Origin of the sequence: Sphingopyxis sp. (assembly GCF_050725655.1) — a bacterium.
Lineage (GTDB): Bacteria > Pseudomonadota > Alphaproteobacteria > Sphingomonadales > Sphingomonadaceae > Sphingopyxis.
Genome location: NZ_JBOHHT010000115.1, coordinates 1 through 25,205, shown reverse-complemented (window position 1 = coordinate 25,205; position 25,205 = coordinate 1). Strand labels below are relative to the sequence as shown.

Here is a 25,205-nt window from a genome sequence, read left to right as displayed (position 1 = left end):
GTCTTAGCGCAGGAAAACGAAGATGGCGTTAAGCTTTTTCCATGACCTTGGGCAGTGCATGGAAGGCGGTGCTGTCGAAGCCTTGGGCCATCAGCTGGGCGACAAATTCGCCGACCGCGGCAGGATCCTTGATGCTTTGCGGATCTTCGCCGGGATAAGCGCGCGCGCGCAGTTGCGTCCGCGTGCCGCCGGGGTCGAGAATCGCGGTGCGCACGGTCGAGATATTGCGCATTTCGGCGCCATAGCTCGTCACCAGCGTCTCGAATGCCGCCTTCGACGCGGCATAGGCGCCCCAATAGGCGCGCGGCTCGCGCGCAACGCTGCTCGACAGCGCGATCAGCCGGCCGTTGGCGGCGCGGCGCAGCAGCGGGTCGAAATTGGCGATCAGCGCCTGCTGCGCGATCAGGTTCAGCGTCAGCAGCTTGTTGAATTCCTTGCCGTCGATCGCCGCCACGGGGGTCAGCGTCCCAAGCATCGCGGCGTTGAGCACGAGCATGTCGAGATGCTGCCAGCGTTCGGCGATCGCGCTCGCGAGGCGGGCGATGCTGTCGCCGTCGGTCAGGTCGAGCGGCGCAATCGTCGCGCTGCCGCCGGCTTCGTGGATGCGGTCTTCGAGTTCCTCGAGCCCGCCCGCGGTGCGCGCGGTGATCACGACATGCGCGCCGCGCGCGGCGAGCGCTTCGGCGATCGCTTCGCCGATGCCGCGGCTTGCCCCGGTGACGAGCGCGACCTGGCCCGTCAGTTCTTCAGACCTTGTAGTCATTGTGTCAGACAACCCGTTCGGCAAGCAGCGAAAATTGGTCTTCCAACCCATGCTCGTCGAAATCGGTCAGCGTGGTCGGATAGTCGCCGGTAAAGCAGGCGTCGCAATATTGCGGCGCATCGTCGCTGCGCTTTGCTTCGCCCAGCGCGCGATAGAGGCCGTCGATCGAGACGAAGGACAGGCTGTCGGCGTTGATGAAATTCGCCATCTGGCCGACGCTCATCTGCGCCGCGAGCAATTTGGCGCGTTCGGGCGTGTCGACGCCATAGAAGCAGCTGTGCTGCGTCGGCGGGCTCGCGATGCGCATATGCACCTCGGTCGCGCCGGCATCGCGCATCATCTGCACGATCTTCAGGCTGGTCGTGCCGCGCACGATCGAATCGTCGATCAACACAATCCGTTTGCCCGCGATCAGCGCCCGATTGGCATTGTGCTTCAGCTTGACGCCGAGATGCCGGACCTTGTCGCCCGGCTGGATGAAGGTGCGCCCGACATAATGCGAGCGGATGATGCCGAGTTCGAACGGGATGCCCGATTCCTGCGCATAACCGATCGCCGCGGGTGTGCCCGAATCGGGGACGGGGATGACGAGGTCGGCATCGACCGGATTTTCGCGCGCGAGTTCGGCGCCGATTGCCTTGCGTACCGAATAGACGCTTGTCCCGTCGACGATCGAATCGGGGCGCGAGAAATAGACATATTCGAAGATGCACGGGCGCGCCGACTGCGAAGCGAAGGGGCGGTGCGAGGTCAACTGGCCTTCACGAATGATGACGAGCTCGCCCGGCTCGACCGAGCGCACGAATTCGGCGCCGACCACGTCGAGCGCCACGGTTTCGGACGCGAGGATGTGCGCGTCGCCGAGCTTGCCGATGACGAGCGGGCGAATGCCGAGCGGATCGCGGCATCCGATCATGCCTTCGGCGGTTAGGCAGACCAGCGAATAGGCGCCCTCGACCTGTTTCAGCGCGTCGATGAAACGGTCGATCAGCGAGCGATAGCTGGAGGTCGCAACGAGGTGGATGATCACTTCGGTATCGCTGGTCGACTGAAAGATCGAACCGCGGCGGACGAGCACCTTCTTCAGCGCTGCCGCGTTGGAAATATTGCCGTTGTGCGCGACCGCGAAGCCGCCCGTCGACAGGTCGGCGAACAAGGGCTGGACGTTGCGCAGTGCGGTCTCGCCCGTCGTCGAATAGCGAACATGGCCGATCGCCGATCCGCCCTGAAGCTGGCGCATGATTTCGTCGCGGTCGAAATTACCCGCAACATGGCCCATCGCGCGATGCGTATGGAACTCCTTGCCGTCGAAGGCAGTGATGCCCGCGGCTTCCTGTCCACGGTGCTGCAAGGCATGAAGCCCCAGCGCGACTACCGCGGCGGCGCTATCCGCGCCATGAATACCAAATACGCCGCACTCCTCGCGGAGCTTGTCGTCATCAAAAGGGTGGGTCGTCAGCATGTCATTCCAGGGGCAGGGGGGCAGTGACTGGGGCGCATATAGGGACGGCAATCGCAAATGTCGCCCCCCATAATCACGGATTTGTCATATGGGCCGCGACGGACGGGGTGACAGCGGTTCATATCCTGCTCTAAAGCCCGGTTTATGGATGATCAGCGCGACACGACCGACCGATTTTCTCCGCGTTTCGACGCTGCCGGACTGGTGACGGCGATCGTCACCGACGCCGACAGCCACATATTGCTGATGGTCGCGCATATGAACGCCGAGGCGATCGAGCAGACTCGCGCGACGGGGCAGGCGCATTTCTGGTCGCGGTCGCGGCAGGCGTTGTGGCGAAAGGGCGAGACGTCGGGCAACGGCCTGACGCTGGTCGAAATGCGCGTCGATTGCGATCAGGACGCGCTGCTGCTCCGCGTGAAACCCACGGGTCCCGCGTGCCACACCGGGCGTCGCTCGTGTTTTTATCGCCGTGTCGAGGCCGGTGGCGGTCTGACGTTCCTGGCGGACGATGCGCAGGGCTAGCATCGCACTTGCCCTCGCGGCGCTGTTGCTCGCGGGATGCGGGCGGCCCGCGCCGGCCGAGCGCACGACGGGGATCGACACCAGCAATCCGCTCGAAGTGGCTGCCCGCCAGCGCGGCGTCGTCCATCCCGAAGCCGCCACGCCGGTCGGCGTGTTCGAGCGCGCGCACGACCTCGGCCGCGATGCGATGTGCGTCGTGCCCGATGGCGCCGGAAAATGGCGCTTCGCCGTCACCGCGGCCTTCGGCCCCAGCGTCTCCTGCACGGCTTCCGGAACGATGACGCGCGAGGGCCGCGGCTGGCGGATGCGCTTCGCCGGGACCGATGGCTGCGAAGCATTTGTGCACGAAGAAGAGGACGAGCTCCGCTTGCCCGGAAAGCTGCCGCCGCAATGCAGCCGCCTGTGCCCCGGCCGCGCCTCGCTCGCGGGGCTCCGCCTGCCGCGTGCGAGCTGGTCGGCCGCCGATGCGGGGGGCTTGCGGATCGCCGATCGAGACGGCAATATGCGCCGTCCGTGCGGGGGCCGACCTGCCCCGAAATGACCCGCTCTGCCGGTCTTGACGTTCACGTCAACGGAAACTAGTTTCATCGGCATGACCGAACAATATGGCCACGCCCATATCGATACGCCCGACCATCTGGGGCGCGAACAATTCAGCATCACCGACTTGTCGACCGAGTTCGGGGTCACCGCCCGTGCGCTGCGTTTCTATGAGGATGAAGGGCTGATCAGCCCGTCGCGCAAGGGATTGTCGCGCATCTATTCGAAACGCGACCGCGCGCGGCTGGCATGGATTCTGCGCGCCAAGCGCACGGGCTTCAGCCTCGCCGACATTCGCGAGATGATCGACCTTTACGACGTCGGCGACGGCCGCAAGACGCAACGCCAGGTCACGATCGAGAAATGCGAGCAGCGCATCGGCTTGCTGCAACGCCAGCGCGACGATATTGACAGCGCTGTAGATGAGCTGTCACGGTTCATCGACATGGTGAAGAAAGTCGACGCCGGCTAGTCAGCCGCCCGGTTAATGCCCCTCTGCCTCTCCCCAGGCAAGTTTGACATCGTTAGCTGCTTTTCAGAAGGATTCCCCATGCCCGTCTATCGCGCTCCCGTGCAGGACACCCTCTTTCTTCTCAACGACGTGCTCGGGATCGAGCGCTATTCGAATCTTCCCGGTTTCGCGAACGCGAGCCCCGACATGATCGAGGCCGTGCTGACCGAGGCGGGCAAATTCTGCGAGGAAGTGCTGTTCCCGATCAACCAGTCGGGCGACCTCGAGGGCTGCACGCGTCACGACGATGGATCGGTGACCACGCCAAAGGGCTTCAAGGAAGCGTATAAAGCCTATTCCGAAGCCGGCTGGGGTTTGTTGACGGCGCCCGAGGAATTCGGCGGTCAGGGCCTCCCGCACGTCATCGGTTTTCCGGTCGAGGAATATCGCAACGCCGCCAACCAGGCATTCGCCATGTATCCGGGGCTGACGCAGGGCGCGACCGCGGCGATCCTCGTCAAGGGCTCGGACGAACAGAAGGCGACTTATGTCCCCCGGATGATTTCGGGCGAATGGGGCGGGACGATGAACCTGACCGAACCGCATAGCGGCACCGACCTCGGCATGATCCGCACCCGCGCGGTGCCGAACGACGACGGCAGCTATGCGGTTACGGGCACGAAAATCTTCATCTCGTCGGGCGAGCATGACCTCACCGACAATATCATCCACCTCGTCCTCGCGAAGACCCCCGATGCGCCCGACAGCGTCAAGGGCATCTCGCTGTTCATCGTGCCGAAGTTCCTCGTCAATGAAGATGGCTCGCTCGGCGAGCGCAATACGCTCTCGTGCGGGTCGATCGAGCACAAGATGGGCATTCACGCCAACTCGACCTGCGTGATGAACTATGAAGGCGCAAAAGGCTGGATGGTCGGCGAGGAGAATAAGGGCCTCGCCGCGATGTTCGTGATGATGAACGCCGCGCGCCTCGGCGTCGGCATCCAGGGCCTCGGCCAGGCCGACGTCGCGTATCAGAACGCGGTCCAATATGCGCAGGACCGCCGTCAGGGCCGCGCACTGACTGGCCCCAAGGATCCGCAGGAAAAGGCCGATCCGCTGTTCGTGCATCCCGACGTGCGCCGTATGCTGATGGACGGCAAGGCGACGGTCGAAGGGCTGCGCGCGCTCTGCACCTGGGGCGCGCTGCAGGTCGACCTTGCGCATGTTGCCGAGACCGAGGAAGAGCGCCAGCGCGCCGACGATCTCGTCAGCCTGCTGACGCCGGTGATCAAGGGCTTTGGCACCGACAAGGGCTATGAGGTCGCGACCAACGCGCAACAGGTCTTCGGCGGCCACGGCTACATCGAAGAACAGGGCATGTCGCAATACGTCCGCGATGCGCGCATCACGATGATCTACGAAGGCGCGAACGGCGTGCAGGCGATGGACCTCGTCGGCCGCAAGCTCGCGCAGAACGGCGGACGCGCGATCCAGGCGTTCTTCGCGATCGTCGACGAGGAATGCGGCCGTGCCAAGAGCGATGAAGCGCTTGCCGACTTCGCGACGCGCCTCGAAAAGGCGAATGGCGAGCTCAAGGCCGCCACGATGTGGTTCATGCAGAACGGCATGGCGAACCCGAACAATATCGGCGCCGGCGCGCATCATTATATGCATATCCTGGGGATCGTCGCGCTGGGCTCGATGTGGCTGATGATGGCCGAAGCGGCACAAAAGGCGCTAGCCGAAGGGCGCGGCAACAAGGCGTTTCTCGAAGCCAAGCTCGTCACCGCACGCTATTTCGGCGAGCGTTTCCTGCCCGACGCGGGATCGCTCCGCCGCAAGATCGAGGCGGGCAGCGAGGCGATGATGGCATTGACGCCCGAGCAGTTCGTCGCCGCCTGATCCGCGCCTTTGCAACCATCGCCGCCGCCATGCGTGTCGGCGGCGATGAGCAACGGGGACCTCAAACCGATCGTCGTCGAAGGGCGCAATTGCTGGCGCATCGAACGCGCCGACAAGGCGCGGATGATCGTCGATGCCGCCGACTATTATGCGCTGCTCGAACGGCTGATGGCCGAAGCGAAAGAGCGCATCCTGCTCATTGGCTGGGATTTCGACCCGCGCATCGCGCTCAAGCCCGACAAGAAGGGCAAGGGTGAACCGCTTGGCAATTATCTGCTGCGGCTCGCAAAGGAAAAACCCGATCGCGACATCGACATATTACGCTGGAATTTCGGCGGGCTGAAACAATTTGCGATGCCGCGCATCCTGTCGATGGTCGCGCGCTGGAAGCTGACGCGCGCGATCAGCTTCCGCCTCGACAGCGCGCATCCGGTCGGATGCAGTCATCACCAGAAAGTCGCGGTGTTCGACGATCATCTCGCCGTGTGCGGCGGGATCGACGTCGGATCGCGGCGCTGGGACACGCGCGATCACAAGGATAGCGACCCGCGCCGCACCGCACCCGATGGCAAAGCCTATATGCCATGGCACGATTCGACGATGATCCTCGCTGGACCCGTCGGCAACGCGCTCGCCGACCTCGGCAACGAGCGTTGGCAGCGCGCGACCAAAAAGCCGCTGCGTGATCTGAAAGGCGAGGGTGAAAATTGGCCGGATGACCTCGAACCCGATTTCGAAGGCGTCGACGTCGCCATCTCGCGCACCCGCGCCGAATTTGATGATGTCGAGGAAATCCGCGAGATCGAGCAGCTCTATCTCGACATGATCGCTGCTGCGACACGCTTCATCTATTTCGAAAATCAATATTTCACCTGCGGCAAGATCGCCGCCGCGATCGCCGAGCGGCTGAACGAGGACGATCCGCCCGAATTCGTGATGGTGATGCCAAAGACCGCCGACGGCTGGCTCGAACAGATGGCGATGGATGCTGCGCGCGTGCAACTGGTGCGCGAGATTGCGAAGGCGAAGCACGGCGACCGTCTTCGCGTCTATTTCCCGTGCACGAAGCGCGGCGAGCCGATCTATGTCCATGCGAAGACCGCAATCGTCGACGACCGCATGATCCGCGTCGGCTCGGCGAATATGAACAACCGTTCGATGGGGCTCGACAGCGAATGCGACGTGACGATCGACACCGCGCTGCCCGCGAACGAAGGCGTCGAACCCGCGATCGCGCGCCTGCGCACGTCGCTGATCGCCGAACATCTCGACGTGCCGGAGGAAGAGGTCGCGGCGACATTCAAGCGCACCGGATCGCTGATCGACACGATCGAGGCACTGCGCGGCAAGGGCCGGTCGCTCGAACTGCTCGACCTCGTGCCCCCTGGGCCCTTCGACGAGTTCATCGCCGATAATGAGGTCCTCGATCCGACCAGCCCCGATGCGATGTTCGAAAGCTTCGCCGAACGCGGCCTCAGGAAAAGCTGGCATCGCGGCCGCAACTGGATGAAGCACCACCGGCCATTTCGGCGCAAAACATCCTGATTGCCCTGTGCGCATAGTCACTTGCGGTCGTGGGGCATGCTCATATGATGGCCGCAATGACCGACGCCGGACCACCGCCGATCACGCCAAAGCGGCTTTCCGCTTTCATCAGCCATCACAGCTCGCAGGTTGAGACCGCCCGGCGATTGAAACGCCTGCTCGCGGCGTGCGGGATCGACGGCTGGCTCGCGCCCGACGATATTGCGGCGGGCACCGCCTTCGACCAGTCGATCGTCGACCAGATCGACCGTTCGGACGCGATCGTGCTGCTCTTTTGCCCGCAATCGGACCAGTCGCGCCACGTGAAGCGCGAACTGATGCTGGGTGAGGACAGCAACAAGATCATCCTGCCGGTTCGACTGGAGGATGTGCGCGCGCAGGGCCTCGCTTACTGGCTCAAGGACTACCAGTGGATCGACTGGTTCGCGGGCGAGGAGCAGGCGGTCGACCGGATCGTCAGCGCGATGAACTCGGGCGCCGCGCCCGCAATGTCGCCCGGTACGACCGCGCGGCAAATGTCGGCCGCCCCCGCGCCGCGCCGCAAGCGGCTATGGATGCTGATTGCAGCGGGTGTTGCGCTGGCCGGCCTGATCGGCGGCGGCATCTGGTGGCAAAGCCGTACACCGGCGGCGGGCGATCCGGGCGCCGCGGTCGCTGACAATCCGATCGAGCCCGGCATCTGGACGAGCAAGCGTGAAGTCGTCGAAATCCTCTTCCCCGAAATGGCGCCCGAATTCGTCGCGCAGTTCAAACAAGTGCTGGAAACCGACCCCGATCCCGAAGACTGCATCGCGCCCAAGGTCGCCGCGAAGCCTGACGTGCTCCTGTTCGACCCCGACCATGAGGCAAAATGCACGATCGGCGCCTTCAAGATGAACGGCGGCCGGATCAGCGGCTACCTTAACTGCAAGCCCGCGGGGGACGACCCGAATGCCAATTTGCAGATAACGATGCGGGGCACCTACACGCGCACCAGCATGGAGTTCGACAATCTCGTCACCATGCAATCGAGCCAGGGCATGGTCCGCTTCCGCAGCCATGAAACGCAGCGCTGGCTGCGCGGCCCCGCCTGCAGTTGATCAGTCCGCCAGCGAAAGGATGTGCTTCGCCTGCTTGAGGTGCGGCGCGTCGACCATCTTGCCATCGACCTGCAACACGCCCGCACCGGGATTGGCGGCGAAGGCATCGACGATCGCCTGCGCGCGCGCGGCTTCATCTGCCGACGGTGTGAAGGCGGCGTTGATCGGTTCGACCTGCGACGGATGGATCGCCATCATGCCGGTAAAGCCGTCGCGCCGCGCGCGGGCGGCATAGGCGGCGAGGCCCGTCTCGTCCTTGATCGCCGGAAATACCGTATCGATTGCGGCGGCGCCCGCCGCATGCGCCGCGAACAGCGTCATCGCGCGGGCAACCTCATAGGGCGAGGTATAGCGGCCATCGGCTTCGCGGCTCGTCGTAGCGCCAATCGCAGCGGGCAGATCTTCGGCGCCCCAGGTCAGCCCGAGCAGGCGATCCTTCGCCTCGCGGTAGCTGCCGAGCGTGAAGATCGCCGCGGCGGTTTCGGTGGCGATCGGCAGGATCGGCGGCAGCGACGCATCGCGCGCGGCTTCGCTGCGCAGGATCGTGTCGAGCTGCGCGATGCTCGGCGCGCCTTCGGCCTTGGGCAGCATGATCGCGTCGGGCCGCGCCGCGGCGATCGCGGAAACATCGGCGGCGGTTAGATGCCCGTCGAGCGGATTGACGCGAACCAGCGTCACGACTTCGCGCGTCCCCGCCAGATATTCGGCGATCGCGTGGCGCGCCGCATCCTTGTTGGCGAGCGACACCGAATCCTCAAGGTCGAGGATGATCGCGTCGGCGCCCGACGCCGCCGCCTTGGCAAAGCGCTCGGGGCGGTCGCCGGGAACGAAGAGGAGGGAACGAAGTCGCATTAGCTGGCCTTCCGCTGGACAAGAGCAGAACGCTCGCACTGGCAGACAAGTTCATCGCGCTGGTTGATTGCGCGGTGGAGGAAGGTGACGATCCCGGCATTCGGCCGCGATTTCGACTCCTTCAGGGCAATGACTTCGCTTTCGGCGCGCAGCGTATCACCGATGAACACCGGCTTGGGCATCACCAGCTTGTCATAGCCGAGGTTCGCGACCAGCGTCCCCAGCGTCGTGTCGCCGACCGAAAGCCCGACCATCAGGCTGAAGGTGAAGGTGCCGTTGACGAGAATCTGGCCGAACTCGGACGCCTTTGCTGCTTCGATGTCGAGATGCAGTGGCTGCGGATTGTGCGTCATCACGGTGAAGAGCAGATTGTCCGTTTCGGTGACGGTGCGGCGAATGTCATGCGTCAGCGTCTCGCCGATCGCCCATTCGTCGAAATATTTGCCAGCCATATAATTTCCTCTCCCATAGGGAGAGGGATGCGAAAACTTGCCAACTTGCTGGCTAGTTGTAGCTGGGTGAGGGGTTCCGCCCCCACGATAGCTCGCAACCCCTCATCCAACTCCGCCTAGCCGCTGAAGCGGCAAGGCTCCATATCCTTCTCCCGCCGGGAGAAGGATGGCTATTCCGCGGCCGCCTCGATCCGCACGAGCAATGCCTCGACCTGAACCTGTGCGCCTGTGGCCGCGTTGAGTTCGGCAACGACCCCGTCGAACGGCGCCGTCAGGCTATGCTCCATCTTCATCGCTTCGAGCGTCAGCAATTTCTGTCCCTTGGTCACCTTGTCGCCCGCGGCGACCTCGACCGCGATGACCTTGCCGGGCATCGGCGACAGGATCGCGCCGTCGCCTGCCGCACCGGCGGCACTGCCTTCGGTCCGCCACGGCGTCAACTGCCAGACCGAACCGCCTTCGGCAACGAGCATGGCGGGGGAGGGCTCTTCGGCGCCCGGACCGTGCAATTCGATCTCGACGCGCTTGCCGTCGAGCAGGAAAGGCGCTGAGCGCACATCGGGTGCGTTCAATCGGAACCCCGATTGCAGCGACCGCGGCACCATCGCCATCGCGGCGTTGGTCAGCGCCTGGCTCGTCGGCACCGGTTCTTCGGTCATCGCATCGCCGTCGCGGCCGATCAGTCCGGTATCGACGGTGCCCGCGACGAAATCGGGATGACCCAGCGCATTGATCAGGAACGCCGAATTGGTCTTCACCGGCCAGATCGCGCTGTCCTCCAGCATCTCCGACAACAATTCGCGTGCTTCCTCGCGGTCCTCGCCCCAGGCGATGACCTTGGCGATCATCGGGTCGTAGAAGGGCGAGACCTCGGCGCCCTCGTAGACGCCGGTGTCGACGCGGCCGATGTGCTCGGGGAGCTGGAAGAGTTCGAGCGTGCCGATCGAGGGCAGGAAGCCCTTCGTCGGGTCCTCGGCATAAAGCCGCGCTTCCATCGCCCAGCCGGTGATCGCAAGCTCGTCCTGCGCGAGCGGGATCGGCTCTCCGCTAGCGACCCGGAGCTGCCATTCGACCAGGTCGACGCCGGTGATTTCCTCGGTCACCGGATGCTCGACCTGCAGGCGTGTGTTCATTTCCATGAACCAGATGCGGTCGGCGCGCAGGCCCTCGCTGGCGTCGGCGATGAACTCGATCGTCCCGGCGCCGACATAGTCGACCGCTTTCGCCGCGCGCACCGCGGCGGCGCAGAGGTCGGCGCGCGTGGCTTCGTCCATGCCGGGCGCGGGGGCTTCCTCGATCACTTTCTGGTGACGGCGCTGCAACGAACAGTCGCGTTCGAACAGGTGGACGACATTGCCGTGCGTATCGCCGAACACCTGCACCTCGATATGACGCGGGGTCAGGATATATTTCTCGATCAGCACATGGTCGTTGCCGAACGAAGCCGCCGCCTCGCGCTGGCACGAGGCGAGCGCGTCGATGAAGTCCGCCGCCGCATCGACCTTGCGCATTCCCTTGCCGCCCCCGCCCGCGACCGCCTTGATGAGCACCGGATAGCCGATCTCGGCCGCCCGTTCGGCAAGGAAGGCGGGGTCCTGATTCTCGCCCATATAGCCGGGCGTCACCGGCACGCCGGCATCGGCCATCAGCTTCTTGGCGGCATCCTTCAGCCCCATCGCGGTGATCGACGACGGTTTCGGCCCGACCCAGACGAGGCCGGCATCGGCCACCGCCTGCGCGAACTCGGCGTTTTCGGAAAGGAAGCCGTAGCCCGGATGGATCGCCTCGGCGCCGGTCGCCTTTGCGGCGGCGATGATCTTCTCGCCGATCAGATAGCTCTCGCGCGCCGGCGACGGCCCGATATGCACCGCCTCGTCGGCCTCGCGCACATGCAGCGCCCTGGCGTCGGCATCCGAATAGACCGCAACGGTCCTTATGCCCATCTCGCGCGCGGTGCGGATGATACGGCAGGCGATTTCGCCGCGATTGGCGATAAGCAGGGACTGGATCATAGGGTTCCGTTCACTTCGAAATGCAGCACATGCGCTTCCTTTTCGATCAGATACGCATCGTCGAAATCATAATATTTGGCGGCATCGACGGGCGTGCCGGCAAAGCCCTCGATCACCTCGATATTGTCCCAGAAGGTCAGCATCTCGAAATGGACGACATCGCCGTCGGGACGCCGGAGGCACCAGGCGCCGCGATTGCCGGCGACCGACCGATAGTCGGGAATGGCGACGTCGAGCATCAGCTTGAAATAGGCTTCGGCCTTGTCCTTGGGGACGATCCCGTGCCAGCGCCGCGCGATCATGGGTGCGCCTCCGGAAAACCGTGCCGGACGTGCAGCGCGTGCAGCAGCCGTTTGAAATCGCCAACGAAGCGCGTGCCCTGATGCTCGCCGTCGGCAAGCTCGGCCGGTGCATCGTCGGCGAGCACCAGCACCGGCAGATTCTGGTTCGCCGCGCCGATCGCCGCGATCACCGCATTGCGCGGGCGCGGAAAGGCGATGCGGATCACCTCGAGCTTCGCGGCATGCTCGGGAAAGTTCGCGAGCAATCCATCGATGGCAATGCAGTCGCGGCAATAGAAATTTCGCCCGGGCAGCGCGGGGTCTTCGAACAGCGGATCGAGAAGATAAAGACGGTCGCTCATGGTCACACCACCAACATGATCGCGTTGCCGAAATTATGCATCGCGACGGGAAGAAGCAGGCTGCCCGTGCGTTCGCGGAGCCATACCGCGAGAAAGGACGGACCGGCAGTAAGCGCCATCGTGATGACGTCGAACTGAAACCCGTCGCCGGCGGAATAGCTCAAAGCATGCGCCAGCCCGAACAAGGCGCACGACAGCACCGCGCCCCAGCCCCAATCGATGCCGAGCAGCCTGATCCGGCCCCGGAATGCTTCGTTCAGCGCCAGCAGAAGTATGCCGCGATAAAAGGGTTCTTCCTCCAGCCCCGGCTTGGTGAGCTGGAACGCCAGGGTTTCGCCGGAGGCGGGCTCGTTCGGAAACGACAAGGCGAGCGCCAGAAAGAAAAGGCAGTAGAGGGCCGCGACCGGCACCGCCGCACGCAGCGAGCCGGCATTCTGCTTGAGTGTCAATCCCGAGCGCCGCCAGCCGAACGCCGGATGCGCTGCGATCGCCAGCGTCGCCGCCAGCGCGAGCAGCTTGCCCTGCCAGTTCCAGTCGCTCGCACCGAACAGGTCGGGCAGCGCGCCATAGAAATTGGTCAGCAGCGCGTCGTTGATCACGACGAGTCCCGCCGCGACAAACAGCCAGCGCGGTGAAAAGCCGCCGCGATCGGTGAGCCCCAACGCAAAGCCTGCCGTCACCAGCATCGCCACGACGGCGAGTATGAAAAGCACCGGATCGGGCATCGTCACATCCGGAACACGCCAAAGCCGCGATCCTCGATCGGCGCGTTCAGCGTCGCGGCGAAGGCGAGCCCGAGCACGTCGCGCGTCTGCGCCGGGTCGATGATACCATCGTCCCACAATCGCGCGGTGGCGTGATAGGGATTGCCCTCGTCCTCGTACTTCTGGCGGATCGGCGCCTTGAAGGCTTCGGCTTCCTCGGGCGTCCATTTGTCGGCGTCGCGGTGGACGGTCGCCAGAACCGACGCCGCCTGTTCGCCGCCCATCACGCTGATCCGGCTGTTGGGCCAGCTGAACAGGAAGCGTGGGCTGTAAGCGCGGCCGCACATGCCGTAATTGCCCGCGCCGAAGCTGCCGCCGATGAGCACCGTGATCTTCGGCACCGTCGCCGTCGCCACCGCGGTCACCAGTTTCGCGCCATGTTTGGCGATCCCCTCGGCCTCATATTTGCCGCCGACCATGAAGCCCGAGATATTCTGGAGGAAGAGCAGGGGAATGCGCCGCTGCTGCGCCAGTTCGATGAAATGCGCACCCTTCACCGCGCTTTCGCTGAACAGCACGCCGTTGTTCGCGAGGATCGCCACCGGAATGCCCCAGATATGCGCGAAACCGCACACGAGCGTGGCGCCGTAATTCGCCTTGAACTCGTGAAACTCGCTGCCGTCGACGATGCGCGCGATCACCTCGTGCACATCATAGGGCGCGCGGACATCGTCGGGGACGACGCCGTAAATTTCTTCGCCGTCATATTTGGGCGGACGCGGGGCCTTGAGCGGAACCTCGAAGCCTGCGCTTTCGCCCAGATGGCTGACGATGTCGCGGACGATCGTCAGCGCATGCTCGTCATTCTCGGCAAGATGATCGACGACGCCCGATTTCTTGGCATGAAGATCGCCGCCGCCAAGGTCTTCGGCGCTGATCTCTTCGCCCGTCGCGGCCTTCACCAGCGGCGGCCCGGCGAGGAAGATCGTGCCCTGATTGCGCACGATGATGGTCTCGTCCGACATCGCGGGAACATAGGCGCCGCCTGCGGTGCAGCTTCCCATCACGCAGGCGATCTGCGGGATGCGCTTGGCGCTCATATTCGCCTGGTTGAAGAAGATGCGGCCGAAATGGTCGCGGTCGGGAAAGACCTGGTCCTGATGCGGCAGGTTCGCGCCGCCGCTGTCGACAAGATAGATGCACGGCAGGCGGTTCGCCTCGGCAATCTCCTGCGCGCGAAGATGCTTCTTGACGGTCATCGGATAGTAGGTGCCGCCCTTCACGGTCGCGTCGTTGCACAGGATCATGCACTGGCGCCCCGATACGCGCCCGATACCGCAGATCAGCCCCGCGCCCGGCACTTCGCCGTCATACAGGTCGTTCGCGGCCAGCTGGCCGATTTCGAGGAAGGGTGAGCCCGGGTCGAGCAGCCGCTCGACGCGCTCGCGCGGCAGCAATTTGCCGCGGCTCGTATGCCGTTCGCGCGATTTCTCGTTGCCGCCCAGCGCCGCCTCGGCGACCGCCGTCCGCAGCGTATCGGTCAGCGCGCGGTTATGCGCGCTGCGGGTGCGATATTCGTCGCTGTCCGCGTTGATGCTGGTGCCAAGGACCGGTGCGCTCACTGTATAATCTCTCCTGGAAGTCGGTTCGGAACTAACCCGTCGCTCGTCGATTGAAAAGCGCAGCAGGCCGAAAATGGTTGGCGTTGAAACCAGTTTTTCACACGCCTCGGCCGCCTGCCTATTCGTGACAAAACAAGGTCATTTCCATGAAAAAAGCTGTCTTTGCCGTTCTTCTGTCCACCGCCGCGATCGTCGGCGGCCCCACCGCCTGTAGCAGCGGCAAGGACAGCTCCGCCGCCTACACCGTCGGCACCGAAATCGGGATCAGCAAGGCCGCGATGGACACCACCGCGAAGCCCGGCGACGACTTCTACGCCTACGCCAACGGCAATTGGGACAAGGCGACCGAAATCCCCGCCGACCGCTCGTCGATCGGTGGTTTCTACGTGGCGCAGCTCGAAACCGAAAAGCGGAACCGCGAGCTGGTCGACGCGATCGTCAAGGGCGATGCCGCTGCAGACACCAACGAGGGCCGCATTGCTGCTTTCTACAAGGCTTACACCGACACGAAGGCGATCGACGCCGCGGGCATGAAGCCCGTCGCCGCCGACCTCGCGCGCTTTGCCGCGATCACCGACAAGGCGGCGCTGTCGAAAATTCTCGGCGAACAGCTCCGCGCCGACGTCGACCCCTTGAACGCGACCGATTTCGGCACCGAGAATCTCCTCGGCGTGTTCGTGACGCAGGGGCTCGCGACCCCGGGCGACGTGGTCCCCTATCTGCTGCAGGGCGGGCTCGGCATGCCCGAGCGCGAATATTATCTGTCGGCCGATCCCAAGATGGCGGGCATCCGTAAGGCGTACCAAGCCTATATCGCGAAGCTGCTGACCGCCGCCGGCCAGAGCGACGTCGCGGCGAAGGCGAAGCGTATCTATGATCTCGAGGTCAAGATCGCCAAGGCGCATGCGACGCGCGAACAGAGCGAGGATTTCACCAAGTCGGCCGACGTGTGGGCAAAGGCCGACTTTGCCAAAAAGGCGCCCGGCATCGACTGGCCCGCCTTCATGAGCGCCGCGAAACTCGACGGTGCGGCGAAGTTCGGCGCCTATCACGCGAACGCGATCACCGGCCTGTCGGCGCTCGTCGCGTCCGAACCGCTCGACGCGTGGAAAGACTGGCTTGCCTTCCACCAGATCAACAGCCACGCCGACGTGCTGCCGAGCACGATCGATAACGCGCACTTTGCCTTCTATGGCACGACGATGGCGGGCACGCCGCAGCAACGCAGCCGTGACAAGCGCGCGCTCGACGCACTCGACACCTATCTCGGCGATGCGGTGGGCAAAGCCTATGCCGACAAATATTTCCCCGCCGCGGCGAAGGCCGAAGTCGGCGACATGGTGAAGAACATCAAGGCCGCGTTCGCGACCCGCGTCAACACGATCGACTGGATGGCGCCCGAAACCAAGAAGGAAGCGATCAAGAAGGTCGAAACGATCGCGGTCGGCGTCGGCTACCCCGACACGTGGCGCGACTATGGCAGCTACACGGTCGGCGCCGACGCTTATGCAAACGAGGTTGCAGGGCAGCAGGCCGAATATGCGCACCAGCTCGCCAAGATCGGCAAACCGATGGACAAGGGCGAGTGGTGGATGGTCCCGCAGACGGTCAACGCCGTGAACCTGCCCGTCCAGAACGCGCTGAACTTTCCCGCCGCGATCCTCCAGCCGCCCTTCTTCAACGCCAAGGCGGACCCGGCGTTCAACTATGGCGCAATCGGCGCGGTCATCGGGCATGAGATCAGCCACAGCTTCGACAACAATGGCGCGGCCTTCGATTCCACCGGCGCGCTGCGCAACTGGTGGACCCCGGCGGACCTGGCGAAGTTCAACGCTTCGGGCGCTGCGCTCGCGGCGCAGTTCGACACGTACAAGCCGTTCCCCGATCTCGCCGTGAACGGCAAGCTGACGCTGGGTGAGAATATCGCCGACGTCGCGGGGCTGCAGGCGTCCTACGACGCCTATCGCGCCTCGCTCGGCGGCAAGGAAGCGCCGGTGATCGACGGCTTCACCGGCGACCAGCGCTTCTTCATCGCCTTTGCGCAGACATGGGCGACCAAGATGCGCGCCGAGGCGCTGCGCGCGCGCGTTGCGACCGACGGCCATGCGCCGGGCATGTACCGCGCACTGACGGTGCGCAATCTCGATGCGTGGTACAAGGCGTTCAACGTCCAGCCGACCTACAAGCTGTATCTTGCGCCCGACAAGCGCGTCCGCGTCTGGGGATAAGTCAAACTCGTCATTGCGAGCGGAGCGAAGCAATCCAGAGCGGTTTACGCCTGCTCTGGATTGCCGCGTCGCTTCGCTCCTCGCAATGACGCTATTCATCGGACGTCCGTTCGCCCGGCTTTTCCTTCAGGATCAGGTAGCGATAGACGCCGATCGCGTTGATGATCAGCAGCGCGATATTCTGCCACCCGATTCCCTCGCTGTCGGGTTGCAGGAAACCCCAGGCGACCAGCGCGACGCTGCTCGTCACGAAGACGACGAACGCCCAGCCGGTCCAGCGCCGCCCGAGGTTGAGCGACACGACCAGCGCCGCGAGCGTCGCAGCGCCCGCGCCATAATATTGCAGGAAGGTGAGCATGCTATCGCTCATCGCCGCTCGATCAGGTTGCTGACCTCGACCAGATTGCCGTCGGGATCGTGGAAATAGAGCGAGTCGATCGTCCCGGTCGCGCCGTCGCGCAATCCGGCGTCGATGATCTCGACGTCTTGCTCCGCCAGATGCGCGCGCCATTCCGCCACCGGCGTATCGCTGAGCAGGCAGAAATTGCCGCTGCCTGGAACCGTGTCCCGTGCGATGCCCGGTGTTGAGGCTGCATCCTGCAAGCTGATCTTATTGGTGCCGAACTGCAGCGAATATTTGCCGGGGCGTTCCTCGCGCGCGGTCATGCCAAGCAGGCGCTCGTAAAAATCGCGCGTGGCCGCGACATCGCGAACGCAAAGCACGATATGATCGAAGCCCATGACGCGAAACGGCGATGGACTCATGCCGCCCCCAGCAGCGCGAAGACGCCCGAAGCGGTGAGGAAGGGCCAGCCGATATGACGGCCGCGCGTGTAGATCGCGTCGAACAATCCGGTCGCGGTCCAAGCCGCGCCGATCAGCAGGATCAGTTCGCGCGGCGTTCCCGGCCAGACGACCGAGGCGGCCGACACCAGCATCAGGAGCGACAGCGCGTGCCACGCCAGACGAAACACCTTGCGCGCCAGATCGACGCCCATCACGCCCTGATCGAGTATCATCAGCGGCTGGATCAACCGCTTTTCGCCCAGCACGCCGTGAACGATGGCCGTCGTCACCATGAAGGCGGCCGACAGCCAGAGCCAGATCACGCGCCGGCGCCGATCAGTTCGCGCCCGATCAGCATGCGGCGGATTTCGTTCGTGCCCGCGCCGATGTCGAGCAGCTTGGCGTCGCGCCAGTAACGTTCGACCGGCCAGTCCTTGGTATAGCCCGCGCCGCCCAACGCCTGAATCGCTTCACCCGCGACCTTCACCGCATTCTCGCTCGCGAGCAGGATACAGCCCGCGGCGTCGAAGCGCGTCGTCTGCCCCGCGTCGCACGCCTTGGCGACGTTATAGACATAAGAGCGCGCCGACTGGAGCATGACATACATGTCGGCGACCTTCGCCTGCATCAGCTGGAACGATCCGATCGGTTTGCCGAACTGCTTACGCTCGCGCACGTAAGGAATGACGGTGTCGAGGCACGCCTGCATGATGCCGAGCTGGAGCCCCGCGAGCACGACGCGTTCATAGTCGAGACCCGACATCAGTACGCCGACGCCGCCATTTTCGGGGCCCATGACCTGCTCTTCGGACACCTCGCAATCGGTAAAGACCAGCTCGGCGGTTGGCGAGCCGCGCATGCCGACCTTGTCGATCTTCTGCCCGATGCTGAACCCCGGCATATCCTTTTCGATCAGGAAGGCGGTGATCCCGCGCGATCCCGCCTCGGGGCTGGTCTTCGCATAGACGACGAGCGTGTCGGCGTGGGTCGCGTTGGTGATCCAGAATTTGGTGCCGTTCAGGACATAGCCGCTGCCCTTTTTCTCGGCCTTCAGCTTCATCGACACGACATCGCTGCCCGCACCCGCTTCGGACATCGCCAGGCTGCCGACATGCTCGCCGCTGATCAGCTTGGGCAGATATTTCGCCTTCTGCTCGGCATTGCCCCAGCGGCGGATCTGGTTGACGCAAAGGTTCGAATGCGCGCCGTAGGAAAGGCCGATGGCACCCGAGGCGCGCGAGACTTCCTCGACCGCGATGACGTGCTCGAGATAGCCGAGCCCGAGCCCGCCGAACTCTTCCTCGACGGTGATACCGTGCAGGCCGAGGTCGCCCATTTGCGTCCACAGCTCGTCGCGCGGAAACCAGTCGTCGGCGTCGGCCTTGACGGCGAGCGGCGCGATCTGTTCGTCGGCGAAGCGGGCGGTGGTGTCGCGGATCATGTCGGCTGTTTCGCCGAGCGCGAAATCGAAATCGGGGGTGGCGCGCATGGATTACCTATCGATCTGGGGGCAGGGCTGCGCGGGATAGTGCATCAAAATATCATCATAGGGAAATTGAAACGATTGCCGGTTTAGCATAAGTAAAATCTATGATTAAGCGCACCCATATCCGCCAGTTCCTCGCCGTCGTCGATGCGGGCAGCTTCACGCAGGCGGCGCTGCGCATCCGCGTCACCCAGCCGGCGCTGTCGACCGGCATCGCCGAGCTCGAAAAGCTGGTCGGCACGCCGCTGTTCATCCGCAACCGCCGCCAGATCCGGCTGACCGAGGCGGGCGGGCGCTTCCTGCCAATCGCGCGCGATCTCGAACGCGGCTTTCGCGCCGCCGACAGCTTCGGGCGCGAGAGCGACCGCCGGGCGAGCGAACTCAAGCTTGGTGTGATCCGCTCGGCACCGGCGGAATTGCTGCAAGCGATCGCCGCCGCGCTGCGGCCGGGTTTCGCGATCGAACTCGTCGAAAACAGCGACTCCGAACTGCGCGCCGCGCTTGGCAGCGGCCGCATCAACATGGCGCTCGTCCCGCTGCGGCCGGGCGAGCGCGGCGATCATGTGATGCCGCTCTACGAAGAGCCCCTCGCGATGTTCATCGCATCGGACCATCCGCTCGCGGGACGCATCGAGGTCGGGCCCGAGGAATTGGCCGCCGAAACGATGATTGCGCGCCGCTCGTGCGAATTTCTCGATGCGACGAGCCGCTTCTTCACGCGCCACGGCGTCCGCCCGCGCTTCGCGCTGCGCAGCGAGAGCGACGAGCGCTGTCTTCGCATGGTCGCGGCGGGGATTGGAATCACCACGGCGCCCGTCTCGCTCGCGATCGACGGCATCGTTCCCTTGAAGGTCGCGGGCTATGATTTCCGCCGCGAACTCGGCCTGATCGCCGATCCCGCATGGCGCGCGCTTCCCGAGATCACGCCGCGACTGGGCCATGCACTCGAAACGATCGCTGCGATCGGGGCCGAATGGCGGCGGGCACGGGTTGATGCTGCTGCCTGAAGACGCCCCTGCAAGCCTGGCTTGCAGCGTCAAAAGCCCATAACGTTTGCCCGCTCGCATCGCCCGGCGTTACGGCGCGCCCCAAGACCCCGTCCATTTGGACGTATGACGAAATGAGAAACATCCTATTCCGCTCTCAGCGGCGGGAGTGTGAGGAGACAGAGTTTGTTGTCGTCTGATTTGCAGGCAAGGTCGTCGGAGCTGACCCATCTCGACCGGCTTGAGGCCGAGAGCATTCATATCATGCGCGAAGTGATGGCCGACGCGGCCAAGCCCGTGATGCTGTACAGCGTGGGCAAGGACAGCGCCGTGATGCTGCATCTCGCGCGCAAGGCATTCTATCCCTCGCCGCCGCCGTTCCCGCTGCTCCATGTCGACACGACGTGGAAATTCCAAGCGATGTACGAGCTGCGCGATCGCATGGCGCGCGAAAGCGGGATGGAACTCCTCGTCTATCAGAACCCCGAAGCCAAGGAGCGCGGGATCAATCCGTTCGACCACGGACCCTTGCACACCGACATGTGGAAGACCGAAGGGCTTAAGCAGGCGCTCGACCTCCACGGCTTCGACGTCGCTTTCGGCGGCGCGCGCCGCGACGAGGAAAAGAGCCGCGCCAAGGAGCGCATCTTTTCGTTCCGCACCGCCACGCACGGCTGGGACCCGAAGAAGCAGCGCCCCGAGCTCTGGAACCTCTACAACGCCAAGAAGGCAAAGGCCGAGAGCATCCGCGTCTTCCCGATCTCGAACTGGACCGAACTCGACATCTGGCAATATATCGCGCGCGAGAATATTCCGATCGTCCCGCTCTATTTCGCCGCGCCGCGCCCGACGGTCGAGCGTGACGGCCTGCTGCTGATGGTCGACGACGACCGCTTCCCACTGCTGCCCGGCGAAACGCCCGTTCAGCGCTCGGTACGCTTCCGCACCCTTGGCTGCTACCCGCTCACCGGCGCGGTCGAGAGCGAGGCCAGCACGCTGTCCGAAGTGATCCAGGAAATGCTGCTGACCACCACCAGCGAGCGTCAGGGCCGCATCATCGACAAGGACGGTGGTGACGCGTCGATGGAGAAGAAGAAGCAGGAGGGGTATTTCTGATGCCAAATTCCTCCGACACTCCTGTTTACGTCACCGACGCGCTGATCGCCGAGGACATCGACGCCTATCTCGAACAGCATCAGCAGAAATCGCTGCTGCGTTTCATCACCTGCGGATCGGTCGACGACGGCAAGTCGACGCTGATCGGGCGCCTGCTCTATGACTCGAAGATGATCTTCGAGGACCAGCTCGCGGCGCTCGAAGCCGACAGCAAGCGCGTCGGCACGCAAGGGCAGGAGATCGATTTCGCCTTGCTCGTCGATGGCCTCGCGGCCGAGCGCGAACAGGGGATCACGATCGACGTCGCCTACCGCTTTTTCACGACCGAGAAGCGCAAGTTCATCGTCGCCGATACCCCGGGCCACGAACAATATACGCGCAACATGGTGACTGGCGCGTCGACCGCCGACCTTGCGGTCATCCTGATCGACGCGCGCAAGGGCGTGCTGACCCAGACGCGCCGCCACAGCTTCCTCGCGCACCTGATCGGCATCAAACATATCGTGCTGGCGGTGAACAAGATGGACCTCGTCGGTTACGACAAGACCATCTTCGACCGCATCACGCTGGCGTATCGCGCCTTCGCGAGCGAGATCGGCATCACCAATTTCACCGCGATCCCGATCTCGGGTTTCAAGGGCGACAATATCACCGCGCTGTCGGACAACACCCCGTGGTTCAAGGGCCCCGCGCTGATCGAACATCTCGAAAATGTCGAGATCGGCGCCGCCGCCGACGAAGCCAAGCCGTTCCGTATGCCGGTGCAATGGGTCAACCGACCGAACCTCGACTTCCGCGGTTTCTCGGGCCAGCTTGCAAGCGGGTCGGTCAAACCGGGCGACGCGGTGCGTATCCTGCCCAGCGGGAAGACGACGACGATCGATCGTATCGTTACGCAGGCCGGCGATCTCGACCAAGCCGTCGCCGGCCAGTCGGTCACACTGACGCTCGCCGACGAAGTCGACTGTTCGCGCGGCGATGTGATCGCTGCCGCTGACGCGCCACCCGAGGCGGCCGACCAGTTCGAGGCGACTTTGGTGTGGATGGCCGACGACGCGATGATCGCGGGCCGCGCCTATTGGCTCAAGCTTGCGACCCAGACCGTCTCGGCGACGATCCAGCCGCCGAAATATGAGATCAACGTCAACACGCTCGACCATCTCGCGGCTAAGACGCTCGAATTGAACGGCATCGGTGTCGTCGAGCTCTCAACCGACAAGCCGGTCGTGTTCGAGAGCTATGCCGACAACCACACGCTTGGCGGCTTCATCCTGATCGACAAGCTCACCAACGCGACCGTCGCCGCGGGCATGCTGCACTTCAGCCTGCGCCGCGCGCAAAATGTCCATTGGCAGGCGACCGACATCGACCGCGACATGCGCGCCGGTCTGAAGAACCAGCGGCCGGCGCTGCTCTGGTTCACCGGCCTCTCGGGGTCGGGAAAATCGACGATCGCGAACCTCGTCGAAAAGAAACTGCACCGGATGAACCGCCACAGCTTCCTGCTCGACGGCGACAATGTCCGTCACGGCCTCAATCGCGACCTCGGCTTTACCGAGGCCGATCGCATCGAGAATATCCGCCGCGTCGGCGAGGTCGCGAAACTGATGAGCGACGCCGGTCTCATCGTCATCACCGCCTTCATCTCGCCCTTCCGTGTCGAGCGCGAAATGGTGCGCGGCATGTTGCCCGAGGGCGAGTTCATCGAGGTCTTCATCGACACCCCGCTGGCGGAAGCCGAGAAGCGTGACGTCAAGGGCCTCTATAAAAAGGCGCGCGCGGGTCAGCTCAAGAATTTCACCGGGATCGACAGCCCCTATGAGGCGCCCGAGTCGCCCGAAATCCGGATCGACACCACCGCGATGACGCCCGAAGAGGCGGCGGATCTGATCATCGATCGTTTGCTGGGATAGGGACGCGCATGGAGGAAAGTGACGAACAGCTCGCCGAACGGCTTGCAACGGCTGCGGGTGCGATCCTGCTCGATCTGCGCGCGCGGGGCGAGCTCGAAGGCAAGGCTCTGGGGCAGGCGGGCGATCAGCAGGCCAACGCCATGCTGTGCAACGAAATCGGCGCCGCGCGCCCCGACGATGCGCTCCTCTCCGAAGAGGAAAAGGACAATCCCGAGCGCTGCGGCCAGTCGCGCGTCTGGATCGTCGACCCGCTCGACGGCACGCGCGAATATGGCGAGGGTCGCGACGATTGGGCGGTGCATGTTGCCCTCGCGGTAGATGGCGTCGCGACGGTCGGCGCGGTTGCGCTGCCGGGCCTCGGCATCACGCTGACCTCGGGTGCTCCGGTCGCGCTTCATGCGGCAAACCAGCCGCTCCGCATGCTCGTCAGCCGCACGCGCCCCGCCGCAGAAGCGGTCTTTGTTGCGGGGCAGCTCGGCGCCGAACTCCTCGCGATGGGCTCGGCGGGCGCCAAGGCGATGGCGGTCGTGCGGGGGGAGGCCGATATCTACCTTCACACCGGCGGCCAATATGAATGGGACAATTGCGCCCCGGTCGCGGTGGCGCAGGCGGCGGGCCTGCACGTCAGCCGCGCCGACGGATCGCCGATCCGTTACAACAATCGGGAGACCTATTTGCCCGACCTGCTGATCTGCCGGAAAGAGTTCGCCGAAGAGGTGCTGCGGCTCGCCGCGGAATATTCGTCGGGCTGACGGGCAGGGCATTGCCAGCGGCGCGGCCGCGTCTTAATCCGTTGCATCGAAAAACCGAACACGGGAGATGCGCGATGACCGACCTGCCTGAAACCAACCTCACCATGCTGACGCTTGTGAAGCCCGAAGGGCAGCTCGAAGTGTCGCTTGAGCGCCGCCCGATGCCGACGCCGAAACCGCACGAAGTGCTGGTGAAGGTGCTCGCCGCGCCGATCAACCCGTCGGACCTCGGCCTGCTGTTCGGCGGCGCCGACATGTCGACCGCGCGGGCGTCGACCAGGGATGGCCAGCCGCTGATCACCGCCGACGTGCCGCCCGCGGGCATGCGCGCGATGGGCGGGCGCATCGGTGACGCGCTCGCGATCGGCAACGAAGGCTGCGGAACCGTCGTCGCGGCGGGCGACACGCCCGAGGCGCAGGCACTGCTCGGCAAGACCGTCGCGCTGCTTGGCGGTGAAATGTACGCCGAATATCGCTGCCTGCCGGTGCAGATGGTGATGCCGCTCCCCGATGGCACCGCTCCGGCCGACGGCGCCTCCTGCTTCGTCAATCCGCTGACCTCGCTGGCGTTCACCGAAACGATGCGGATGGAGAACCATAGCGCCATCGTCCACACCGCCGCGGCGTCGAACCTGGGCCAGATGCTCGTCAAGATTTGCGCGAAGGACGGCATCCCGCTCGTCAACATCGTGCGCAGCGACGCGCAGGTTGAAATCCTGAAGGGCATCGGCGCGAAATATATCGTCAACAGCAGTGCCGACGACTTCATGGAGCGGCTGGTCGACGCGATCGTCGAAACCGGCGCGACCATTGGCTTTGATGCGACCGGCGGCGGCAAGCTTGCCGGGCAGGTCCTCACCGCGATGGAAGCCGCGGCGGTCAAACGCATGACGACTTACAGCCGCTATGGCTCGGACACGTTCAAGCAGGTCTATATCTATGGCGCGCTCGACCTGTCGCCGACCACCTTTTCGGCGCGCAGCTTTGGCCTGACCTGGGCACTCGGCGGCTTCCTGCTCACGCCGTTCATGGCGAAGGCGGGCATGGAAACCGTCGGTCGGATGCGGAAGCGCGTCGTCGACGAACTGACGACGACCTTCAAGAGCCACTACAGCCACGAAATCTCGCTGACCGACGCGCTGAACGTCGATACGGCGCAAGCGTACAACGCGAAGCGCACCGGCGAGAAATATCTGATCAAGCCGCACGGGTGATCGTGAAACTGTTCCCCGGCGAAAGCCGGGGGACAAGGAGTGTCCGCTAACGACCGGTTGCAGCCGTAAAGGTCCTCCCCGCTTGCGGGGAGGGGGACCGCCGAAGGTGGTGGAGGGGGTTGGCGGCCTGAAGCGACGTTGCGGGCGGGCGCCAGCCCCCTCCGTCAGCGCT

General features: G+C 64.4%; 25 protein-coding genes. 12 read left to right on the top strand and 13 right to left on the bottom strand.

Annotation, left to right across the window (positions count from 1 at the left end):
* Positions 1–28 precede the first annotated feature (28 nt).
* Positions 29–763: an SDR family NAD(P)-dependent oxidoreductase gene (locus ACREBX_RS17725; RefSeq protein ID WP_431563060.1), complete on the bottom strand. Its 735-nt coding sequence runs from the start codon at positions 761–763 to the stop codon at positions 29–31.
* A gap of 4 nt (positions 764–767) precedes the next feature.
* A complete protein-coding gene (gene purF, locus ACREBX_RS17720) occupies positions 768–2,225 on the bottom strand; it encodes an amidophosphoribosyltransferase (protein WP_431563059.1) in 1,458 nt (485 codons plus the stop codon).
* 144 nt (positions 2,226–2,369) lie between these two features.
* Here purF and hisI point away from each other — a divergent pair, with 144 nt between their 5' ends.
* From hisI to ACREBX_RS17690, 6 genes are all read left to right on the top strand, one after another.
* Entirely contained in the window at positions 2,370–2,750 is a 381-nt protein-coding gene (gene hisI / locus ACREBX_RS17715; RefSeq protein WP_431563058.1) for a phosphoribosyl-AMP cyclohydrolase, read from the top strand.
* On the top strand, positions 2,737–3,291 hold the full coding sequence (locus tag ACREBX_RS17710) for a hypothetical protein (RefSeq protein ID WP_431563057.1): 555 nt from the start codon (positions 2,737–2,739) through the stop codon (positions 3,289–3,291). Before hisI ends, ACREBX_RS17710 begins: the two co-directional genes overlap by 14 nt.
* A 51-nt stretch (positions 3,292–3,342) precedes the next feature.
* Complete coding sequence (locus ACREBX_RS17705; protein WP_431563056.1) at positions 3,343–3,762, top strand: MerR family transcriptional regulator; 420 nt, start codon at positions 3,343–3,345, stop codon at positions 3,760–3,762.
* Positions 3,763–3,840: 78 nt separating this feature from the next.
* On the top strand, positions 3,841–5,643 hold the full coding sequence (locus tag ACREBX_RS17700) for an acyl-CoA dehydrogenase C-terminal domain-containing protein (RefSeq protein ID WP_431563055.1): 1,803 nt from the start codon (positions 3,841–3,843) through the stop codon (positions 5,641–5,643).
* A 45-nt stretch (positions 5,644–5,688) separates the two neighbouring features.
* Positions 5,689–7,188, top strand: a complete 1,500-nt coding sequence (locus tag ACREBX_RS17695) for a phospholipase D-like domain-containing protein (RefSeq protein ID WP_431563054.1) — start codon at positions 5,689–5,691, stop codon at positions 7,186–7,188.
* A gap of 44 nt (positions 7,189–7,232) precedes the next feature.
* Positions 7,233–8,267 (top strand): TIR domain-containing protein, encoded by a 1,035-nt coding sequence (locus tag ACREBX_RS17690; protein WP_431563053.1) that lies wholly within the window; start codon positions 7,233–7,235, stop codon positions 8,265–8,267.
* On the opposite strand, the gene ACREBX_RS17685 is transcribed toward ACREBX_RS17690, so the two are convergent.
* The 7 genes from ACREBX_RS17685 to ACREBX_RS17655 form a co-directional block, all read right to left on the bottom strand.
* Complete coding sequence (locus ACREBX_RS17685) at positions 8,268–9,119, bottom strand: HpcH/HpaI aldolase/citrate lyase family protein (RefSeq protein ID WP_431563052.1); 852 nt, start codon at positions 9,117–9,119, stop codon at positions 8,268–8,270.
* A complete protein-coding gene (locus ACREBX_RS17680; protein ID WP_431563051.1) occupies positions 9,119–9,571 on the bottom strand; it encodes a MaoC family dehydratase in 453 nt (150 codons plus the stop codon). Before ACREBX_RS17680 ends, ACREBX_RS17685 begins: the two co-directional genes overlap by 1 nt.
* 170 nt (positions 9,572–9,741) lie before the next feature.
* Positions 9,742–11,583: an acetyl/propionyl/methylcrotonyl-CoA carboxylase subunit alpha gene (locus ACREBX_RS17675; protein WP_431563050.1), complete on the bottom strand. Its 1,842-nt coding sequence runs from the start codon at positions 11,581–11,583 to the stop codon at positions 9,742–9,744.
* Positions 11,580–11,885, bottom strand: a complete 306-nt coding sequence (locus ACREBX_RS17670) for a hypothetical protein (RefSeq protein WP_431563049.1) — start codon at positions 11,883–11,885, stop codon at positions 11,580–11,582. Before ACREBX_RS17670 ends, ACREBX_RS17675 begins: the two co-directional genes overlap by 4 nt.
* Positions 11,882–12,226 (bottom strand): DUF3088 domain-containing protein, encoded by a 345-nt coding sequence (locus ACREBX_RS17665; RefSeq protein ID WP_431563048.1) that lies wholly within the window; start codon positions 12,224–12,226, stop codon positions 11,882–11,884. The genes ACREBX_RS17670 and ACREBX_RS17665 overlap by 4 nt, the downstream gene beginning before the upstream one ends.
* Before the next feature lie 2 nt (positions 12,227–12,228).
* On the bottom strand, positions 12,229–12,951 hold the full coding sequence (locus tag ACREBX_RS17660) for a CPBP family intramembrane glutamic endopeptidase, BDIM_20840 family (RefSeq protein WP_431563047.1): 723 nt from the start codon (positions 12,949–12,951) through the stop codon (positions 12,229–12,231).
* Between the two features lie 2 nt (positions 12,952–12,953).
* On the bottom strand, positions 12,954–14,552 hold the full coding sequence (locus ACREBX_RS17655; RefSeq protein WP_431563046.1) for a carboxyl transferase domain-containing protein: 1,599 nt from the start codon (positions 14,550–14,552) through the stop codon (positions 12,954–12,956).
* A 146-nt stretch (positions 14,553–14,698) separates the two neighbouring features.
* Between ACREBX_RS17655 and ACREBX_RS17650 the strand changes: the two genes are divergently transcribed.
* Entirely contained in the window at positions 14,699–16,780 is a 2,082-nt protein-coding gene (locus ACREBX_RS17650) for a M13 family metallopeptidase (RefSeq protein WP_431563045.1), read from the top strand.
* A 91-nt stretch (positions 16,781–16,871) separates the two neighbouring features.
* Here ACREBX_RS17650 and ACREBX_RS17645 read toward each other — a convergent pair whose 3' ends face one another.
* The 4 genes from ACREBX_RS17645 to ACREBX_RS17630 are packed head-to-tail and all read right to left on the bottom strand — an operon-like array spanning position 16,872 to position 19,055.
* Positions 16,872–17,150, bottom strand: coding sequence for a hypothetical protein (locus ACREBX_RS17645; RefSeq protein WP_431563044.1), 279 nt, complete (start codon positions 17,148–17,150; stop codon positions 16,872–16,874).
* The gene (locus ACREBX_RS17640) at positions 17,147–17,545 is read right to left on the bottom strand and encodes a VOC family protein (RefSeq protein WP_431563043.1); all 399 of its coding nucleotides are present in this window, start codon (positions 17,543–17,545) and stop codon (positions 17,147–17,149) included. The genes ACREBX_RS17645 and ACREBX_RS17640 overlap by 4 nt, the downstream gene beginning before the upstream one ends.
* The gene (locus ACREBX_RS17635; protein WP_431563042.1) at positions 17,542–17,889 is read right to left on the bottom strand and encodes a hypothetical protein; all 348 of its coding nucleotides are present in this window, start codon (positions 17,887–17,889) and stop codon (positions 17,542–17,544) included. Before ACREBX_RS17635 ends, ACREBX_RS17640 begins: the two co-directional genes overlap by 4 nt.
* Positions 17,886–19,055 (bottom strand): isovaleryl-CoA dehydrogenase, encoded by a 1,170-nt coding sequence (locus tag ACREBX_RS17630; RefSeq protein ID WP_431563041.1) that lies wholly within the window; start codon positions 19,053–19,055, stop codon positions 17,886–17,888. The genes ACREBX_RS17635 and ACREBX_RS17630 overlap by 4 nt, the downstream gene beginning before the upstream one ends.
* Positions 19,056–19,156: 101 nt before the next feature.
* On the opposite strand from ACREBX_RS17630, the gene ACREBX_RS17625 reads away from it, so the two are divergent.
* The 5 genes from ACREBX_RS17625 to ACREBX_RS17605 all read left to right on the top strand — a co-directional run bounded on the left by ACREBX_RS17625 (position 19,157) and on the right by ACREBX_RS17605 (position 25,033).
* Positions 19,157–20,059 (top strand): LysR family transcriptional regulator, encoded by a 903-nt coding sequence (locus tag ACREBX_RS17625; protein WP_431563040.1) that lies wholly within the window; start codon positions 19,157–19,159, stop codon positions 20,057–20,059.
* Positions 20,060–20,227: 168 nt separating this feature from the next.
* A complete protein-coding gene (gene cysD, locus ACREBX_RS17620) occupies positions 20,228–21,154 on the top strand; it encodes a sulfate adenylyltransferase subunit CysD (protein ID WP_431563039.1) in 927 nt (308 codons plus the stop codon).
* On the top strand, positions 21,154–23,067 hold the full coding sequence (cysN, locus tag ACREBX_RS17615; protein WP_431563038.1) for a sulfate adenylyltransferase subunit CysN: 1,914 nt from the start codon (positions 21,154–21,156) through the stop codon (positions 23,065–23,067). The genes cysD and cysN overlap by 1 nt, the downstream gene beginning before the upstream one ends.
* 8 nt (positions 23,068–23,075) lie before the next feature.
* Positions 23,076–23,819, top strand: a complete 744-nt coding sequence (locus ACREBX_RS17610; RefSeq protein ID WP_431563037.1) for a 3'(2'),5'-bisphosphate nucleotidase CysQ — start codon at positions 23,076–23,078, stop codon at positions 23,817–23,819.
* A gap of 74 nt (positions 23,820–23,893) precedes the next feature.
* A complete protein-coding gene (locus ACREBX_RS17605) occupies positions 23,894–25,033 on the top strand; it encodes a zinc-binding dehydrogenase (RefSeq protein WP_431563036.1) in 1,140 nt (379 codons plus the stop codon).
* Positions 25,034–25,205: the final 172 nt, after the last annotated feature.